This is a genomic window from Novosphingobium malaysiense, from assembly GCF_000802225.1.
Lineage (GTDB): Bacteria > Pseudomonadota > Alphaproteobacteria > Sphingomonadales > Sphingomonadaceae > Novosphingobium > Novosphingobium malaysiense.
This window is the reverse complement of sequence record NZ_JTDI01000001.1, coordinates 1,044,569-1,060,842: the sequence shown is the minus strand read 5'-3', so window position 1 is coordinate 1,060,842 and position 16,274 is coordinate 1,044,569. Positions and strand designations below refer to the sequence as shown.

Here is a 16,274-nt window from a genome sequence, read left to right as displayed (position 1 = left end):
CGTAGGGCGCCTGACGCACTGACGCCTCTGACACGGTCTACGACTGAGCGGCCGAAGCGGAACCACCAGATAGTAGGGGCAAGAGGCCCGCTGCCCATCACTGTGTTTCCAAATCCTAACGATGTCAGGGTGTCAGGGAACTTGGAAATTGCTCGGTTGCTGCTCACTTACAATTACTTTGGAACACGTGAGCTATCGAATTTTGGCTGACATATCCTGCCGCGACAACGTCAGTTCGCGTCAGAGGACATCCAACGCGATGCCGACGGTTTGGGTCCCGGGCCAGCGGTCGAGCACGGTGTTGGGTCGGGGGGCTATGGCTACCCTCACATCTCGTGTGTTTTTTAGAGAGCTGCCGATGGGCAGCGATATCTGATGTAAATCAAAGTTCTAATATTACGATGATTTCTCTGCCCTCCTATCGGCTAAACCATAGGAGTGAACGATGAAAGAAAATCCGACTTCCTGTTCTGGTGTTGGCAACGGTGCTGGCGCAAAGGTTAACTCGAACCGCTATCTGCGCCAGCCCGAAGTCCTGGAGCGCGTTGGCGTCTCCTGGATGACGCTTCTTCGGTGGGAGAAGCAGGGCAGGTTCCCGCGGCGCCGGAAGATAGGCCCGCGTATTGTCGCGTGGCCAGAAGCTGAAATCGTAGAATGGTGCGCTTCGCGCGAAATTGCGCCCGCGGTCGACAAGGGAGCCGCAAAATGAAGAGCACCCTCGCTGAGGCCCTGCGGCTTCACAACAATGGCTTTGTGCCCTTGCGTGTTGATCTGGGCTCGAAGGCTGCAAGGTCTCAAGGATGGTCCGTCATGCACCCCTCACTCGCAAGCATCGAGCGTGAGTTTTCTCGTCCTTGTAACCTTGGTGTCCGCTGCGGTGACCTTAAGCCCGACGGAACCCGTCTCCTCGCTATCGATATCGACGTGGACGACGCAGAACTCGTTCGGTGCGTCGAACGAGCGATAGGCACGAAGGTACCCACCAAAAGGGGAAAGAAGGGAGCAACTTACTTTGTTCGTGTGGATTACGAACAGAAGACAACCAAGTTTGAATTGAAACGAGGTGCCAAGAAGACACCCGCGATCGACATCCTTTGCTGTGGAGCGCAAACAGTCGTCCCGCCCTCTGTCCACCCGGAAACCCAACTGCCGTACTCGTGGATCGCTGGCACGCCTCTCGTAGATCTCGACTATCGTTCTTTGCCTGTCTTTGGACAGTGGCTGGTGGATGAAATTCACGGATTTTGTAAGGATCCGGAAGATCGCGTTTACAAGTTGAATGACATGGTCTGGGCCGGTGTCGGAGGCGGCGGCGACACACATGATACGTGCGTCCAAGCAGTCTGGGCCATGGTCAATCGTGGCTGGTCCGACGGGGAAATTCACGAGCGCATTAACCGGGCTAAGCGGGAAGCTTGCGAAGAAGCTGGCGCACCATACAATTGGCCCAAAGCTGAAAAAACGATCCAAGAATGGATTGATAGTGCCCGATCGAAACAAGGGGCCAACGGACGGAAGCGCATACGGATTAGCCATGGCGTGCTAGCCGACGGCTTCCTGCCCCAAACTCGTGACCACTTCCGTTACGACCGGGAACGGCGATGTTGGTATTTCTTTGATGGGATCTGCTGGCGTGAGCAGTGCGACTACCGCCTGCGCAATGCCATCGACGTGCACCTCTCAGATGAATTGCGCAACAGTGCCACGATTAAGGGGGTCGAAGCATCGCTGCGAGACAGGCCAGAATTTAGTATGGACCAGCGCAGTTGGGATCCGGACTTCCACTTGTTCAACACGCCCGCTGGTACCATCGATTTGAAAACTGGGAGGATGCGGCCCCAGATGGCTAGCGACCTGATCACGCGATGCGCCGCAGTATCCCCTGCCGAAAGTAGCGAGGGATCACTCTGGCTTGAGAAATTGCACGAATGGTTTGGCGAAGACCCAGAAGAATTGTCGTACATTCAGAAGCTAGCGGGGCTTTTCCTTATTGGTGGCAACCCCGAGGCATGCCTGCCGATGTGGATTGGCCCCGGTGGTGATGGCAAATCCGTTATCACGAACACGCTTCGCCATATCATGGGCGACTACGCGCGGACGTCAACAGACACTGCATTTCTCGAGAGCCGTCATAGTCAGCATCACGAGGAAATTGCCTGGCTCAAGGGAGCCCGGTTAGTTCTCGTCAATGAAATCAACGGCAGCCTGGCTTGGAACGACGCCCGCATCAAATCTGTTACTGGCGGGGAGAGCCAATCAGCGTCTTTCAAGGGAGGTCATCTGTTTGAATTCCGACCCGAGTTCAAGCTGTTGATTACCGGCAATGAGGCGCCAAGTCTTCGATCAGTAGGGCCTGAGTTTCGCCGTCGCTTCCACGTATTGAAATTTTCTAGGGGCGTGACGGCGCCGGATCCTTACTTAACGGAGAATTGAGAGATGAGGTCGACCTGATCCTACGTTGGATGATCGAGGGGGCGGTGCGATATTACCAAGAGGGACTGGAGCCGTCACCTACGGTCAAGACCGCCACAGCCGAATACTTTGAGGAGAACGACACCATCCAGCAGTGGCTAGATGACTCAGCCGAGATCGGCCCGGATTTTCGCGTCAAAGGGGATGTCGCCTACGCAAACTACCGAGCTTGGGCGGGAGATCAGGGGATCCGGTTTCCCCTGATAAGGGCGAAATTTACTGGGAAACTGAAGGCGAAGGGTATCGCCTGTAAAACTGGAACAATCAAAGGAGAGGTAAATCCGGTGCGTTGCTACTTTGGCATAAAAATCGTCATTGAGCGCTCCGCCCCGTTCTAAGTGCGGTGAATTCTGATGAAATCGGCGCCTGCGCGGGTCGCAGGTGCCGCCACGATCAATCCGGTCGGACGAGGACACCCTTTTTTATCAACGTATGTATCGTGCTTCTATCGAGATTAGAAATTTCTGAGATCTTCGTGATGCTCATCCCCGGGTTCTCGATCAAAGCTCGCTGAGCCTGAGCATATTTTTCAGCTCCCTTTGGTGCGTATCCCCGAAGTAGAAGCGTGACATCCGCGATCATATTTTCCGGTGCCCCGGAAAATTTCAGCAGTCGCTGCAGAGCTTTGCTCAAGTAATAGGCGCGAATCGGGATATCTGCGTTATCGTACTTCGTGAGCTTCTCGGCAACAAGAGCTGGACTAGGGTAATGCTCGGCTTCCCATTGCCAATCTTCCAGCCCTACAACTTCATCATATCGAGCAGAGTCGAGCAGGACGGCTATCCTATCCGCATCATCAGCATAGCTTCCGTGAAATTTTGCGCGCTCTGAGAAGTAATCTATTTGGTCGTAAAGGTAGTCATTGCGTGTATATTCAAAACGAGGATCGGATCCATTCATGCTTGAACTCCCAGTGGCGATGTTTTGAATCTTGCGCAAGACAAAACGGCGCAACTTATAGCTGGCTTAGTGGAGGCTGCACACATTCATTACGTGGTCTGTCCAGGCTTGTAGCGCCTCTTTCCTTTCTTCGTCGTAACCGTAGTGAAGATAGTGGACACCGGCCCCGCGCCGCGTTGAGCCGACGTGCCCGATCACTTGGTCAGCGATATCAGGCCGAAAACCAAGCCGCTGCAGGCCGGTAGCAATGGTGCGCCGGAAGTCGTGAGCACACCAGTTCTCGGGTTCTTTCCCGCCGGCGTTCTTTATGATCTCCCGCATCCGCTTATCGATCCGATCCTTGACCTTTTGGTCGCCCGACATCGGCTGGCACATGTTGCCCAGAGCCGGAAACACGAGATCCGAACTCCTGAACCGTGGGACTTCGTGCCAGAGCTTGATCATGGGGTCTGTCAGGTAAACCGTGTGTGGGCGTCCGTTCTTGTAGCGCTCGCCTGGGATCGTCCAAAGGCGTCGTTCGAAGTCGATTTCGGACCACCGTGCGCCGCGCACCTCCATGTTTCTGCAGCCAGTGAGGATCAGCAACTTGATCCAGCAGGCCCAATGCCCCTCGGGCTCGCTCCCGATCCAGACTGCCCTGATTTCCTCGTCGGTCAGGACGCGTGTGCGAATGCTCTTCGAGTTCTTCGTCTTCCGGATGCGGGCAAAGACGTTGCGGTCAACATGGTCGCGTTCGATGAGCCATTCGAAGAAGGCGGCGCCTTCCTGCCGGGCCTTATCCGCCATAGGACGCCGATCGCGGGCGACCAGAGCATCGATTGCCGCGAGTGCGTGGTTCTTGGTGATTTCCGTGACGCACAGGCCCTGGACATAGGGGAGCAGGTATTTGCGGAATATTCGGTCCTTCTCGCCGCGGCTTCGCAACTGGCTCCCGACCAAGTGCATGTAGGTCTCCCACATGCGCTCCACTCCAAGGCGAGCTTTCTCTTCCTCTTGGCGCCGCTGCTCCTCTTCCTGGCGACGCTTCTCGAGCTTCTCGCCGTGAGGATCTCCACCTGTCTCAACGCTTGTCCGAAACTGCCCTGCCAGCTTGCGCGCTTGGGCGAGGGTGAGCATGCGGGTGTTGCCAAGGGTCAGCTTCTTTCGTTTGCCACCCACTCGATAGATCAGAGCGTAACTGGTGTAGCCGGCCGGCGTGTGGACCAGAACGAACCCGGGGACACCGCCCAGAGAGAGGTGTTTGATCGTATCTGGCTTGGTCGCCGTGAGCTTCTCGATTTCCTTCACGGTCAGCGGCTTTAGCCTCGATGCGCCCATCTCTATGCTTCCTGTGTATCCAGCCGTGTACACGAGCAGCGTGTGTCACGGTGTTAATGCCTGTATACACGCATAGCATAAAAATCGTTATAAATCAATATTTTAGAATAATAGACCCTCTCGGAATGTAATTTATTGTTACTCTATGGTAATAATATTACCCAGTTTTACACCGAGAGGGTCGGCGGTTCGAACCCCGTCACCGACCATTTCCGAGCCCCAGAAAATCTCGCGTCTTTGCCCTGCGCCAGGCCCCGGAAACGGGTGTTCGGTGCTATCGGCTTATCAATGTCTCGATTTGCAGCCGGAGGATCTCGATTTGCCTTTCCGGCGGCCAGCTTTCGGGATCATAGATTGCCTGGGTGGCGATTCCGGCCGCGCTGCTCAGAAGCGTCTGCGCGACGAGGCGCGAATGCTCGCCTTCGACCATTGCTCCCGAGGCCAGAATCGCGCGGTGAAAAAGATCGACGGACTCGCGACTGCGTTGGCGTTGCTCGCGCAAGAAGGCTTCGTCGGCTGTCGCCAGGCCCCAGAACGCCAACCATATTCGCCAGCTTTCCACCCGCTCTTCATCGAGCGGGAGCACCGCGGCCAGGACTTCCAGGAGACCGTTCCCTTGGCGCGACGTTTCCTCCACGCGCGCGACGGTCCGCTCCATCCGCATGCGGTAGGCAGAGAGCAGGAGATCATGCTTGTTTTTGAAGTAGTGCGAGACGATCGACGTGCTGCACTGCGCAAGGCGCGCGATTTCGCGTACCTTGGTGCCTTCTATTCCGTCCCGGGCGATGAGCCGGGCTGCAATTTCCGCGACGGCGGCGCGGCGCGCATCGTGATCAACAATCTTGGGCATGAATGAGCGATCCCCGGTTCGCGCGATCCTAGTGGGCTTGGAAACGACGCACAACGCTGCTGCAGGAAACCTGGCACCGGGAATGGCTGGGTGCTCGGGACAAGGCGGGCGGCGACCCGGTTTCCATCGCCGCCGGCGCGTGCCTATGCAGACCCGATCCCGTTGAGGAGGCCGTAGACATCCGGGCTGGTGGCAAGGAACCCGCCGCCAAGGTCGGTTTCCCCTTGGCTTGCGCGTGCCGGCGGCGTCCAGTTGCGTATTGCCATGCGTTCATCGCCAAGCGGAATGCACTGGTAGGCACCCGTTCTTTCGGATGGGCATGCCGGGTCCGAGATGATCGGAAGGTCGAGATGCTCGACTGCGTCGGCGCCGACAATGCGCGTTTCGGCCGGCTGTCCCGTCCATTGCTCCAGATCGATGACGCGATCGACAAAGGCATGTCCTCGCCGCCACCGCATGAAGCGGCCCGCGCGTTCCACCTCGTCGCACGCGGTCACGATAGCGGCAGGATCGAGCCGCGCCGACAATTCAAGCCAGACCTGTACCGGGTCGACGAGCACCGTGCGTTCGTCGCTTTGCACGGGGCCGTCCCCGCGATCGAGATAACAGCCGGGCCATTCGCGAACGATCATCGGATCGATCAGGTCGCGCACCGGTCCCGCAAGCCGATCGACGAGGATCAGTTCCAGGCCCCGACCTCCGACCTCTTCGTCCGCCGTAATGAGGAGCACGCGCGTATGCCCGCCGACAGCGAGCAGCCGCAGCGCGACGATCCCGGGCAAAATGCCCTGCCCCATGATCGCGAGATCGAAATCCGTCATGTCTGTCCCTACTCCCTTCGGGCAGCCTGGCCGCGGTCCAGGTTGCTACAACCTTTGCGGAAATTTGCGAATCCTGCACTTCTAAAAGGAAGCGGGATTCGCCCCGGTGAAGCGGCGTGATGCTCGATCGGAGCCCGGCGGATTTCGTCGTGCAAAACAATCATGTGGCCACGGACCAGATGCCACGGCTGCGGGTGCGCCCTGCCGCAAGGCCGTCCGGTTCCCCCCCCGGGCCACGCTTGGAATGAAATCCGCAGCAAGTCGATGCGGAGCCAGGACTCCCCGGATATCATTGAAAATCATGCGTATTCGTTGGTGGGTTCAAATCGCCTCATGCGCTCTTCTTTCAGGCGCGAAAATTGGACTGGCAGCATCTGTGGAGCGCCAGCGTGTCGACTTCGACAGGCAAGTCGACTGAGGCTAAGCGTAACTTAACCCGAGTTAACCGTACCAATTCGCGACACCCGCTACGCGGACGTACTCTAATCTGTTGATTACGCCTATTTGGCTGCATGGACTTGACCTCAATCAAAGGTTATCGGCGCCGGGTGCAGTTAGCTAACAGGTGCCAGTAAAAGGCAAGTTCTCAACCCGTTACCGGGGGCGTCGACCGTTCAGTGCGGCAATGGACGCGGTTTGTTGAAGATGCATGCGGTGCCGTTGCGGCAGCGCGACAGGGGGGCGCCGGGGCGTTCGAACATGAAGATGCGTGGGGGCCATTCAAACCGACTGCTGAGCATGGCTCTTGCCATGAGCGTGGCAGCATGGTGCGCGCCGGCGCTGGCTTCGACCACTCCGGTGACCGCATATTATCCGGATCCGGTAGCGCCGGGTCTGGGACCCGCATCGGCGACCATCAACATCGATGTGATGGCCTCGATCGGCGGACGTTGCGGCTTTGCTGCCAATGGCGCGCCGAACGGTACCGTGAACGCGGGCGCGATCGACACGTCCGCGTGGTCAGGGCAGGTTCCCTTCGTCGCGGAATGCACCGCGCCCTGGCGCATCGCCGTCTCATCGCAGAATGGCGCGCTGGCAGCGGGTGTCGGGGCCGGTTCGACCGGCTACACCGACAGGGCTCCCTATACGGTTTCGCTCAATGTCGTGGCCGATGACAGCACGGTGACGAGCACGTGCCCGGTCGCGCAGATCGAGCAGGGCATTTCGGGATCTACTTGCGATTTCAATGGCACCGCATCGGCATCCAACGGACTGCTGGTGTCCCGCTCCTACGACCAGAACGGATCCTATATCGAGGTCGGCGCGCCGGCCTATGCGGGAACCGACATGCTCGTTTCGGGGACCTACAGCGACACGCTGACGGTGACAATTTCACCCGCCTCCTGACGAGGCGGAATTGGGAATACCCGCAGGCCTTCGGGCGCGGGAGACGCGAATGGATCGGGGCGACCCGGTTCGAAGAGGAGAAGTGAAATGAGGAAGTTGGCATTGTTGGCTCTGGCGGCCTCGACCGCCGTTGCTACGCCCGCCCTGGCGGACGTGACGGGAACGGTGGACATCACCGGTTCGGTTGCCGACAAGTGCGTCGTCCTGCCTGGATCGGGCAGCACGTTCGGGACGACCGTGGCCCTGGGTGAACTGGCCCAAGCCGATGGCACGATGCGCACGGATCTGGCCAGTTCGTTCAGCACCATCGGCGGATCGGCGCTCTCGACCCGTGTCGTCTGCACCACGCCCAACCCGACGATCGCCATCACTGCGACACCGCTGGCAACCGCGGCGCCCGCTGCAACCGGCTATGACAACAGCATCGACTACCAGGCCGATGTCCACGTCGTGACTGTGGGTGGCTCGGCGGATTTCTCGTCCGACTCGGCCGGCGGTGCCTTCGCGGCGACTACAATCGGCGATCGCCTGGCCAACAACGGCGGCGACAACATCACGATCAGCGCCAGCAACTTCCGTACGAACAACGCCACGGACCTGCTGGTCGCCAGTCCGACATATACCGGGCAGATCGTCGTCGTCATCGCGCCGGGCGCCTGATCGGCCACCGTAAGAAGATGGGAAGACATGCAATGCGCAATCACCTGATCCTCGCCGCCGCGCCGCTGGCCCTGCTGGCCAGCCCGGCCTCGGCGCAAGACGCGACGGGCACTGTCAGCATCGACGGTTCGGTCGCGGCACGCTGCCTGTTCACGACACCAAGCGCAACGATTTCGCTGGGTGAAATGGCGCAGAGCGGTACCGGAAACAGTGCCGGTACTCTCGACACCAGCAAGGTGGACGGCAAGAGCGCTACCCTCGTCGGCTGGTGCAACAGCACTGCGGCGACCATGACGGTGCAGGCTAATGCCCTCACCAATGGCGCCACTGCGGCCACCGGGTTCACCAACCGCGTGGACTACAGCGCCACGGCCAATGCCAACAGCGTCGATGCCACCGATGACAGCACCGATGCGCTGCCCGGCGCGGCCGCAGACGTGAACATGTTCAGCGGCGACGTCCAGGTGACACTGTCGAACTCGTCGGCAACCGGCCTGCTGGTGGCAGGCGGCTATTCCGGCAGCGTCGAGGTCGTCCTCTCGCCCACGACCTGATGGTGGCCGGAGTGGGCCCGGCTTGTCCGTACGAACTGGAGATATGAACCGATGAGGAAGCTGACAGGTCTTTGCGCAGTCGTTCTCGCAGCCGTTCCGGCAACGGCCTTCGCTGAGGTCAGCGATACCGGTAACGTTGCCATCGACGGGCGCGTCGCTTCGATCTGCATCCTCGGCGATCCGTCCAGCGCGACGGTGGACCTGGGCCAGATGGCTGCAACTTCGGGATCGCGGGCTGGGCGCATCGACACCTTGGCTGCGCAGACCGTGAACCTGCCGGGCAGCTTCTGCAACTTCGCCGGTTCTGCGGTGACCGTCGATGCCGTCGCCCTGGTCTCCAACGATGCCTCTCCTCTCCAGGCCGGTTTCGCTCGTGCAGTAAACTTCACGGCACGGGCGACCGGCTGGGCAACGGGGGACGCGGCGGCCACCACCGCTGCCCTGGGCGATGGTACTGGGGCTTCGGCCAGCGGGACCGGGACCACCCAGCCGTTGCCCAAGATCGCCGATATCGGCGTGACGCTTTCCGAATTCACCGTGCCGGGGGATTCCCTTCTGGTGGCGGGTAGCTACAGTGGAACGGTCGTGGTTACTCTCGGCCCCGCGACTGTAGCCGATTAACGGGGTAATGATCATGCGCATTTTCATCACCGCATCGATGCTGGCTTTGGCGGCTTTGCCCGCGGCCGCTTCCGCGCAGTCGGCTACGGACAGCTCGACGAAGGAGTTCGCCGTGACCGGCAACGTGCCGGCCCTGTGCACGGGCGGGACCCTGACCGGCGACGGTACGTTCGACCTGGGGGTTCTGACCGACACGGCTACCGGCTTGCTCCGGACCGACCTGTCGGCACCGGACCAGGTTATCACCGGCTCGTTCTGCTCCACCCGCAGCACCATCGAGATCGCCGCCACGGCCATGACCGCGCAGAATGCCACGGCAACGCCGCCCGCCGGCTTTTCGCGCACGGTGAACTACGTCGCCACGGCCAGCGGCTGGACCACGACACCGGCAAGTTTCGACACGGCCGCGACGACCAATTCCGCTGCCATGCAAACGCGTGATACGGCCTTCACCGGCGATATCGCGGTGGCCCTGAGCAATTTCTCCACCGGCGGCGGCGATACGCTGCGCATGGTCTCCGATACCGACTACCAGGGCTCGGTCACGGTGACGCTGACGGCGGCCAATTGAGATGGGTGCCGGCCGTAACCTTGCCATGGCGATCGCATGCTGTGCCGGGGGGCTGATCGCCTCTCCCGTTGCCGCGCAGTCGAGCGTTGCCAGCAAGACACTGCCGGTTACCGGGAGCGCACCCCAGGTCTGCACCATTCAGAACCCGCGCCTGCAGTCGGGTTCGCTGGTCAATGTCGGCGGGATTGACGGGAATACCGTGCGCATCCTGCAGTTCACCGATCCGCAGACGCTCGCAGCCCGGGCTGCAAGCGCGACCGTCTCGTTCGACGCCGTGTGCAACTTCCCTCACCAGTTGCGCATCGAATCGGAAAACAACGGCCTTTGGCCTACCGATGGCCGGATCAGCGCTACCGCCTCCGGTTTCGCCTATGCCGTGCCCTACGAGGCCAGCGTAAGCTGGGATGGCACCAATTCGAAGCTCTACACCGACGGCAAGGTGCGCAGGATCGCACAGCAGGTGACGAATATCGACGAGCCAGCCGCGGGCGACCTGCGCGTGAGCCTGGAGATCGCCGAGGGCGCATCCAACGTCGACGTCAATGCCCCGTTGCTGGCCGGCGCCTACGCCGACACGCTGCGGATCTTCCTGGAGCCCCGGTGATGCGTGGCCTGACCCGTCTGCTTTCCGCTTCGGCCATGGTTGCCGCATTCTCGCTCGGTGCCTCGGCGGCACAGGCGCAGGCGACCGATCCGGGGCTGGAGCAGCTCTATCTCGTCGGCGACGCCCCGGCCGCCTGCGTGATCAGCGCACCGCGGGCGAGCAATGCGCAGAACGCCACGTTCGCCGCCGACACGATCGGAAGCGGACAGGTGACCATTACCCAGCTCGTGGACAACGAGACCGCACAGGCGCGGGCCAGTTCGATCGAGCTGGACTTTCCGGTCGTATGCAACGGCTCGCATTCGGTGGTCGTGCGCAGCGCCAACGGCGGCCTGCAGCGTGGCGGCGCGAGCACTGCCGGCAGCGGCGGCGGCTTCAGCGAGTTCCTTGCCTATACCGTCGGCATCGACTGGGCAGGCAACGCCATTGCCAGGCAGAGCGATGCCGGCGCAGCGACGATTCAGTCGAGCGATCCTGCTCGCGGAGATCTGGCAATACGGATATCGACCCCGGCGGGCGGTGGGCCGCTGGTGGCGGGGCAATACAACGATTCCATCGTCGTCGAACTCATTCCGGCAAACTGATCCGGCGTACGATACCTTTGGGAGGATCCTGGTGAAGAAGATTGCACGACTTGCCCTGACCGCGCTTTGCGCCGTCGTTGCCCCGATCCCGGTGGCCACGGCGATGACGGTCCAGCCGGTTGTCATCGACCTGCAGACCTCGGGCAAGGGCATGTCGCAAGTCCTGACCGTCGAAAATACCTTCACCAGCGACTTGCCGGTAGAGCTCACCATCCAGGAGCTCGAAATGACAGCGGACGGGGTCAAGCAGACCGGCGAGGATCCGGGCGACCTGCTGGTCTTTCCGCCGCAGGCGCTGATACCGCCGGGGCAGACCCAGTCGTTCCGTGTGCAGTATGTTGGCAATCCCGATCTCGAGAAGAGCCACCACTACTACATCACCGTGGCGCAGTTGCCGGTGAAGTTGCCCGAGGGGCAGTCGGCTATTCAGATCCTCTACAATTTCCAGGTTCTGGTCAGCGTCGGACCGAGCGGCGTCAAACCCGATTTCGCTATCGACAGCGCGCAGATCGGCAGCAATGCAGCCGGCAAGCCGGTTCCGGTGCTGCAGATCCGCAACGACGCCGCCACGTACGGGTACCTTTCCAACGGCCATTTGCGGATCGTGGAGAAGGACGCTGCCGGCAAGCAGATCTTCTCGAAGTCGCTTTCGGCCGCCGAAATTCAGCAGACCATGGGTTTCGGGCTGATCGGAAGTGGCCAGGAGCGCAAGATCACGGTGCCGGTAGAACTGCCAACGGCAGAAGGCAGCCTCGAGGCATCGTTCAGTTTCGACAGGTAGGGTATGACTAGGGGGGGAATCCGGGTCGGTCTGCTTACGGGCGCCAGCGCGGTAGCGCTGGCATCTGCAGGCAATGCCTATGCTGCAGCTGCGGAACAGCCGATACCCGGTTCGGATGCGCAGGTCACTCTGGCGGCTGCGCCGCCGGTGCCGCCCAGTGCGCCGCCGGCGCGGGCGCAGCGGCTCAACCCGACCGGCAGGGCGATCCTGCTCACGGTCCCGGCCCGTGATGGCGCAGCCTATCTGGGCGACGTGCCGCTGACGATCGGACCTGACGATTCCCTCAGCTTTCCCGCAGATCGCATCCTGCAACTGCTGGCCGACGTACTCGACCCCCAGGTCCTGGATGCGCTGCGCGCGAACCTGGCGGGAAAGACTACTATCGGCCCGGGCGACGTCGTCCCGGCGGGAATCGGTATCGACTACGACCCGCGCACGCTGGAACTGCATTTTCGCATTGCGGTGGAGATGCGCGCCTCGCGGCGGCTTTCGGTATCGGCGTTGGACCGTTCCGCAATCGGCACGTTCGCCAAACCGGCCGGGTTCAGTGCCTATCTCAACGTCCGCGGCTCGGTCGACCTTGTCGAATCGGGGGTCGACACCGGGTTCAACGAGCCCGTGTTCCTGCTTAACGGCGCAACACGCGCAGGCGGGGTGGTGGCGGAGACAGACGCGATCTGGTCGCCGGGGAGCTATGGTCCCGATTTCCAGCGGCTGGGCAGCCGGCTGGTCTACGATGACATGGACGATCTCGTCCGGTTTTCTGCCGGCGACCTGCAGGTGCAGTCCCGCAGCTTCCAGACCTCGCCCGATATCGCGGGCCTCTCGGTCTACCGCTCCTACAGCGTGTTGAACCCCCAGATGATCATCCGTCCGCGCGGGGATCGCACCTTCACGCTCGAGAGACCTTCGACGGTCGAAGTGCTGGTCAACGGCTCGCAGGTGCGCCGCCTCCAGCTTGCGCCGGGCAACTACAACCTGCGCGACTTTCCGTTTGCCCAGGGTGCCAACGACATCCGCCTCAACGTGCTCGACGACACCGGGCGCACCGAAGTGCTGCGTTTCAACATTTTCGTCGACCAGACGCAGCTCGCGAAGGGATTGAGCGAATTTGGCTTCTATGCCGGCGTGAAGGCGCCGCTGGGCCTGAAGGGGCCGCACTACACCGACGAGTGGATCACATCGGGCTTCTACCGCCGCGGTATCAACGAGAACCTGACGCTCGGTGCGAACTTCCAGGCCGACAAGGACATCCAGATGGGTGGGCTGGAGGCGGTGGTCGGGTCCTCGATCGGTACCCTGGGGGCCAGCGCGGCATTCAGCCACACCCGCGGGATGGGTGAGGGCTTTGCCGTCCAGGCCACCTTCCAGAGGCTCATCCAGCACAACGACGGACAGGCCGACACCTTCAACCTGTTCGCGGAGCATCGCAGCCGCCGCTTTGCGCCGGTAACGTTCTTCCTCGCGGACAACCCCTACAAGTACGAAGTCGGCGGCGGCTATACCCATGCGTTCAGTTCCGGCTTCTACGCCGGTGTCGATGCGCGCTTTTCGAAGGGGCGCGGCGACAATCCCGACCTGCACAATTATCGCCTGCTCGCCGGCTGGCGCCTGTCGCCGCGCGCCAACCTGACCGCCGAGGCGCGCTTTCAGGAGGATTCGCGAGGCAAGGAAGTCAGCGCCTTTGCGACGCTGACGATCCGGCTGGGCCAGTCCTCCAGCGTGCGCACCGAATACGATTCCCGCGACAACCGCGTGCGCAGTTCCTTCCAGACCATCCACGGCACCGGCGTGGGCAGTTACAATGTATCGGCAGACATCGAGCGGTCCGATTTCGGTTCCGACGTCAGCGTCAACGCCAACTACTTTTCCAACCGCGCAGAACTCGGCGTCAGCCATTACGGCACTTTCTCACGCGATTTCGGCACCGACCTGGGTCAGCGGACCAATTTCCGCATCGGCACCTCGATCGCGGTGGCAGACGGGGCCGTGGCGATCGGTCGGCCGATCTATGACAGCTTTGCCATCGTCGAGCCGCACGAGAGCCTCAAGAACGCCGATGTCGTGGTCGAACCGACGCCATTCGGCTATGCGGCCAACAGTGGGGAACTGGGCGCGGCGACAATGCCGAGCCTGTCGTCCTACGCCGAGCGGACGATCCCGGTCGACGTGCCCGAAGCGCCTCCCGGCGTCGATATCGGTCTGGGGTCCTTCAAGGTTTTCCCGGGCTATCGCAGCGGTTACAAGCTGACGGTAGGATCGGACTACCACTACACTGCAATCGGCGAGATGATCGACGAGGACGGGCAGCCGGTGTCGCTGGTCGCCGGCAAGGCTACCGAGGTGGCCCATCCTGAAAATCCGCCGGTGACCATGTTCACGAACCGCCAGGGCCGTTTCGGCGCAACCGGACTGGCCCCGGGGCAATGGCGTCTGGAGATGCTGGACGAGAAGAAATCGACGTACCTGATCGACATTCCCAAGGACGCCGAGGGCGCCGTCCAGCTCGGAACGATCAGGCCGGTTGGGAAGTGAGACGATGAAGATGACGTTCAAATCCAAGTGCATCCGCGCCCTGCTGCCGCTCGCAGCAATGGCCTGGGGCACCCAGGCTCACGCCGCTCCGCCGTCGGGTTCCTGTGGCGTCACCGGAACCGCCGTGGCCTCGACCGGAATCTACTATGATCCTTTCGGCACGACCGGCCTGCAGCAGGCGACGATTCCGCTGACCCTGACCCGCACCACCGGTTCGGGCGGCGCCAAGACACAGGAAGTCTACTTCGTGCTGACCCAGCCCGCCGGCAGTCCCGCCTATCAGGTACAGGCGACCGAACCGGGTGGCTCGACCTACACCAACGTTCTCTATTACGAGAACGCGGTTCCGGCGAACCTGCCGACGATCAGCACGAACACTTCGGGCCAGATCGCCTATATCTTCGGCGGTGCGTCGCAGCCGGACACGGCAACTTTCAACATTCTCGTCACGGTACCGCCGGGAACCGACCTGAGTGCGGGCAAGCCCATCACTTTCGGGATCCGCTATGTCTGCAAGGGCACGGGCGGCCTGTCGAATGTCGAGACGCCGACCGACCAAAGCAATGCAGTGACGATCGACGTGCACGTCCTGAGCGCTCTCAGGACCTACTATGCGGGCAGCACTCTCGATTTCGGCGAAATCGGAAACATCTCCACCGCTTCTCTGGGAGCCGCGCCCAGGCGCACGTCGCCCAGCAATTATGTCTCCGTGCTCAGTTCTGGGGCCTATGGCGTCACGCTGTCTTCGGCCAATGGATTTCTGCTGAAGAAGCCTGGCGCGGCAACGGCCGACGACCAGGTTGCCTACCAGCTCAAGTTCCTCGGAATGTCGGTCGATCATGCCAGCAACCCGACGCCGGGGACCACGGCGATCTCGCGCAGTTGCCAGCGCGCCGGGCTGAACTCGGGCAACCAGCTCTACATTCAAGGGACGCTCGAGGAAGGCGGACAGGGCAAGAACCCGTCGCCCACCTATTCCGACACGCTGACGATCACCGTAACGCCGCTGATCAGCACCGATAGCGGCACCGATGCCTGCGGTAGCTACTCCGTCCCCTGACGGAGGCGCCTGACCGCTAAAGCCGTCAGAGCGGCTGGATGCGGAAGCTGATGGAACCGGAGGCGATCTGGCCGTCGGCGAGGTCGAGCGCCAGCGAGTGCTGGTCGATCGAGGCCCGGTCGGCCCGGGCGATGATCGTCGATCCGTCAGGCTGCAACGTCACGGACTGACCGTCTACGATCATGCTGGCACCGCTCAACGACGGTGAATAATCCGCATAGACGCGATAGCCGTTTGGGCTGTTGCAGAAGTTCCTGAGCGTACCGAGTTGCACGGTTCCCGAGGCGGGCGTGACCATGCTGGCATCCACACTGGTGCGACAGATCACCGGCACGAAACCGGTAATTCCGATGGAGTACTGGCCGGACTGCGAAATTCCGGGCGCGGCGGCTTGTCCGGGAGCGGCCAACGAGACCGCACCGGCCGCAAGCAGCAATGACGAGAGCAGTTTCATGTATCGACCTCCCGATAAGTGTCGGGACAGTCAGTCTCATCATTGCCTCAAGATGTGGTGATCGAAAACAGTTAACGCGTCCGTAACCGTCCAACTTCGGTTCTGGGGCATTCGGGTTCAGGAGCGGCCTGCGCACCGACGGT

At 61.4% G+C, this 16,274-nt stretch carries 18 protein-coding genes; 13 read left to right on the top strand and 5 right to left on the bottom strand.

The window, feature by feature from the left end:
• Positions 1–445: 445 nt before the first annotated feature.
• Genes LK12_RS04755 through LK12_RS23725 form a run of 3 tightly spaced genes read left to right on the top strand, consistent with a single transcriptional unit; the run spans position 446 to position 2,810 of the window.
• The gene (locus LK12_RS04755; RefSeq protein WP_039279817.1) at positions 446–709 is read left to right on the top strand and encodes a helix-turn-helix transcriptional regulator; all 264 of its coding nucleotides are present in this window, start codon (positions 446–448) and stop codon (positions 707–709) included.
• On the top strand, positions 706–2,433 hold the full coding sequence (locus tag LK12_RS23730) for a phage/plasmid primase, P4 family (RefSeq protein WP_052223154.1): 1,728 nt from the start codon (positions 706–708) through the stop codon (positions 2,431–2,433). The genes LK12_RS04755 and LK12_RS23730 overlap by 4 nt, the downstream gene beginning before the upstream one ends.
• Positions 2,434–2,462: 29 nt before the next feature.
• Complete coding sequence (locus tag LK12_RS23725; RefSeq protein ID WP_156135384.1) at positions 2,463–2,810, top strand: hypothetical protein; 348 nt, start codon at positions 2,463–2,465, stop codon at positions 2,808–2,810.
• A gap of 55 nt (positions 2,811–2,865) precedes the next feature.
• On the opposite strand, the gene LK12_RS04745 is transcribed toward LK12_RS23725, so the two are convergent.
• The 4 genes from LK12_RS04745 to LK12_RS04730 all read right to left on the bottom strand — a co-directional run bounded on the left by LK12_RS04745 (position 2,866) and on the right by LK12_RS04730 (position 6,360).
• On the bottom strand, positions 2,866–3,372 hold the full coding sequence (locus LK12_RS04745; RefSeq protein ID WP_039279815.1) for a winged helix-turn-helix domain-containing protein: 507 nt from the start codon (positions 3,370–3,372) through the stop codon (positions 2,866–2,868).
• Positions 3,373–3,438: 66 nt separating this feature from the next.
• Entirely contained in the window at positions 3,439–4,689 is a 1,251-nt protein-coding gene (locus LK12_RS04740; protein ID WP_039279814.1) for a tyrosine-type recombinase/integrase, read from the bottom strand.
• A gap of 274 nt (positions 4,690–4,963) precedes the next feature.
• Entirely contained in the window at positions 4,964–5,539 is a 576-nt protein-coding gene (locus LK12_RS23720; RefSeq protein ID WP_052223152.1) for a TetR/AcrR family transcriptional regulator, read from the bottom strand.
• 143 nt (positions 5,540–5,682) lie between these two features.
• Entirely contained in the window at positions 5,683–6,360 is a 678-nt protein-coding gene (locus tag LK12_RS04730) for a hypothetical protein (RefSeq protein ID WP_039279812.1), read from the bottom strand.
• 756 nt (positions 6,361–7,116) lie between these two features.
• Between LK12_RS04730 and LK12_RS04725 the strand changes: the two genes are divergently transcribed.
• The 10 genes from LK12_RS04725 (at position 7,117) to LK12_RS04680 (ending at position 15,677) form a co-directional block, all read left to right on the top strand.
• Positions 7,117–7,707, top strand: a complete 591-nt coding sequence (locus LK12_RS04725; protein WP_231568241.1) for a hypothetical protein — start codon at positions 7,117–7,119, stop codon at positions 7,705–7,707.
• Positions 7,708–7,794: 87 nt separating this feature from the next.
• Positions 7,795–8,367 (top strand): hypothetical protein, encoded by a 573-nt coding sequence (locus LK12_RS04720; protein WP_039279808.1) that lies wholly within the window; start codon positions 7,795–7,797, stop codon positions 8,365–8,367.
• A gap of 32 nt (positions 8,368–8,399) precedes the next feature.
• Entirely contained in the window at positions 8,400–8,921 is a 522-nt protein-coding gene (locus tag LK12_RS04715) for a hypothetical protein (RefSeq protein ID WP_039279807.1), read from the top strand.
• A gap of 51 nt (positions 8,922–8,972) precedes the next feature.
• Complete coding sequence (locus tag LK12_RS04710) at positions 8,973–9,542, top strand: hypothetical protein (RefSeq protein ID WP_039279804.1); 570 nt, start codon at positions 8,973–8,975, stop codon at positions 9,540–9,542.
• 7 nt (positions 9,543–9,549) lie between these two features.
• Entirely contained in the window at positions 9,550–10,113 is a 564-nt protein-coding gene (locus tag LK12_RS04705; RefSeq protein WP_156135382.1) for a hypothetical protein, read from the top strand.
• Between the two features lie 25 nt (positions 10,114–10,138).
• Entirely contained in the window at positions 10,139–10,717 is a 579-nt protein-coding gene (locus LK12_RS04700) for a hypothetical protein (RefSeq protein WP_156135381.1), read from the top strand.
• A complete protein-coding gene (locus LK12_RS25085) occupies positions 10,717–11,301 on the top strand; it encodes a hypothetical protein (protein ID WP_039279799.1) in 585 nt (194 codons plus the stop codon). Before LK12_RS04700 ends, LK12_RS25085 begins: the two co-directional genes overlap by 1 nt.
• 31 nt (positions 11,302–11,332) lie before the next feature.
• Positions 11,333–12,082, top strand: coding sequence for a fimbrial biogenesis chaperone (locus tag LK12_RS04690; protein ID WP_231568240.1), 750 nt, complete (start codon positions 11,333–11,335; stop codon positions 12,080–12,082).
• 3 nt (positions 12,083–12,085) lie between these two features.
• Entirely contained in the window at positions 12,086–14,617 is a 2,532-nt protein-coding gene (locus LK12_RS04685) for a fimbria/pilus outer membrane usher protein (RefSeq protein WP_052223151.1), read from the top strand.
• A gap of 4 nt (positions 14,618–14,621) precedes the next feature.
• The gene (locus LK12_RS04680) at positions 14,622–15,677 is read left to right on the top strand and encodes a hypothetical protein (RefSeq protein WP_039279796.1); all 1,056 of its coding nucleotides are present in this window, start codon (positions 14,622–14,624) and stop codon (positions 15,675–15,677) included.
• 25 nt (positions 15,678–15,702) lie between these two features.
• Here LK12_RS04680 and LK12_RS04675 read toward each other — a convergent pair whose 3' ends face one another.
• The gene (locus tag LK12_RS04675) at positions 15,703–16,131 is read right to left on the bottom strand and encodes a hypothetical protein (RefSeq protein WP_039279794.1); all 429 of its coding nucleotides are present in this window, start codon (positions 16,129–16,131) and stop codon (positions 15,703–15,705) included.
• Positions 16,132–16,274: the final 143 nt, after the last annotated feature.

What these genes read in the sequence shown, in the direction of transcription:
- LK12_RS04680 (WP_039279796.1), top strand. Translation starts at nt 14,622, where the DNA reads ATGAAGATGACGTTCAAATCCAAGTGCATCCGCGCCCTGCTGCCGCTC.
- LK12_RS04740 (WP_039279814.1), bottom strand. Translation starts at nt 4,689, where the DNA reads ATGGGCGCATCGAGGCTAAAGCCGCTGACCGTGAAGGAAATCGAGAAG.
- LK12_RS04745 (WP_039279815.1), bottom strand. Translation starts at nt 3,372, where the DNA reads ATGAATGGATCCGATCCTCGTTTTGAATATACACGCAATGACTACCTT.
- LK12_RS04685 (WP_052223151.1), top strand. Translation starts at nt 12,086, where the DNA reads ATGACTAGGGGGGGAATCCGGGTCGGTCTGCTTACGGGCGCCAGCGCG.
- LK12_RS04715 (WP_039279807.1), top strand. Translation starts at nt 8,400, where the DNA reads ATGCGCAATCACCTGATCCTCGCCGCCGCGCCGCTGGCCCTGCTGGCC.
- LK12_RS04720 (WP_039279808.1), top strand. Translation starts at nt 7,795, where the DNA reads ATGAGGAAGTTGGCATTGTTGGCTCTGGCGGCCTCGACCGCCGTTGCT.
- LK12_RS04700 (WP_156135381.1), top strand. Translation starts at nt 10,139, where the DNA reads ATGGCGATCGCATGCTGTGCCGGGGGGCTGATCGCCTCTCCCGTTGCC.
- LK12_RS04730 (WP_039279812.1), bottom strand. Translation starts at nt 6,360, where the DNA reads ATGACGGATTTCGATCTCGCGATCATGGGGCAGGGCATTTTGCCCGGG.
- LK12_RS23725 (WP_156135384.1), top strand. Translation starts at nt 2,463, where the DNA reads ATGATCGAGGGGGCGGTGCGATATTACCAAGAGGGACTGGAGCCGTCA.
- LK12_RS23720 (WP_052223152.1), bottom strand. Translation starts at nt 5,539, where the DNA reads ATGCCCAAGATTGTTGATCACGATGCGCGCCGCGCCGCCGTCGCGGAA.
- LK12_RS04710 (WP_039279804.1), top strand. Translation starts at nt 8,973, where the DNA reads ATGAGGAAGCTGACAGGTCTTTGCGCAGTCGTTCTCGCAGCCGTTCCG.
- LK12_RS04675 (WP_039279794.1), bottom strand. Translation starts at nt 16,131, where the DNA reads ATGAAACTGCTCTCGTCATTGCTGCTTGCGGCCGGTGCGGTCTCGTTG.
- LK12_RS25085 (WP_039279799.1), top strand. Translation starts at nt 10,717, where the DNA reads ATGCGTGGCCTGACCCGTCTGCTTTCCGCTTCGGCCATGGTTGCCGCA.
- LK12_RS04755 (WP_039279817.1), top strand. Translation starts at nt 446, where the DNA reads ATGAAAGAAAATCCGACTTCCTGTTCTGGTGTTGGCAACGGTGCTGGC.
- LK12_RS23730 (WP_052223154.1), top strand. Translation starts at nt 706, where the DNA reads ATGAAGAGCACCCTCGCTGAGGCCCTGCGGCTTCACAACAATGGCTTT.
- LK12_RS04705 (WP_156135382.1), top strand. Translation starts at nt 9,550, where the DNA reads ATGATCATGCGCATTTTCATCACCGCATCGATGCTGGCTTTGGCGGCT.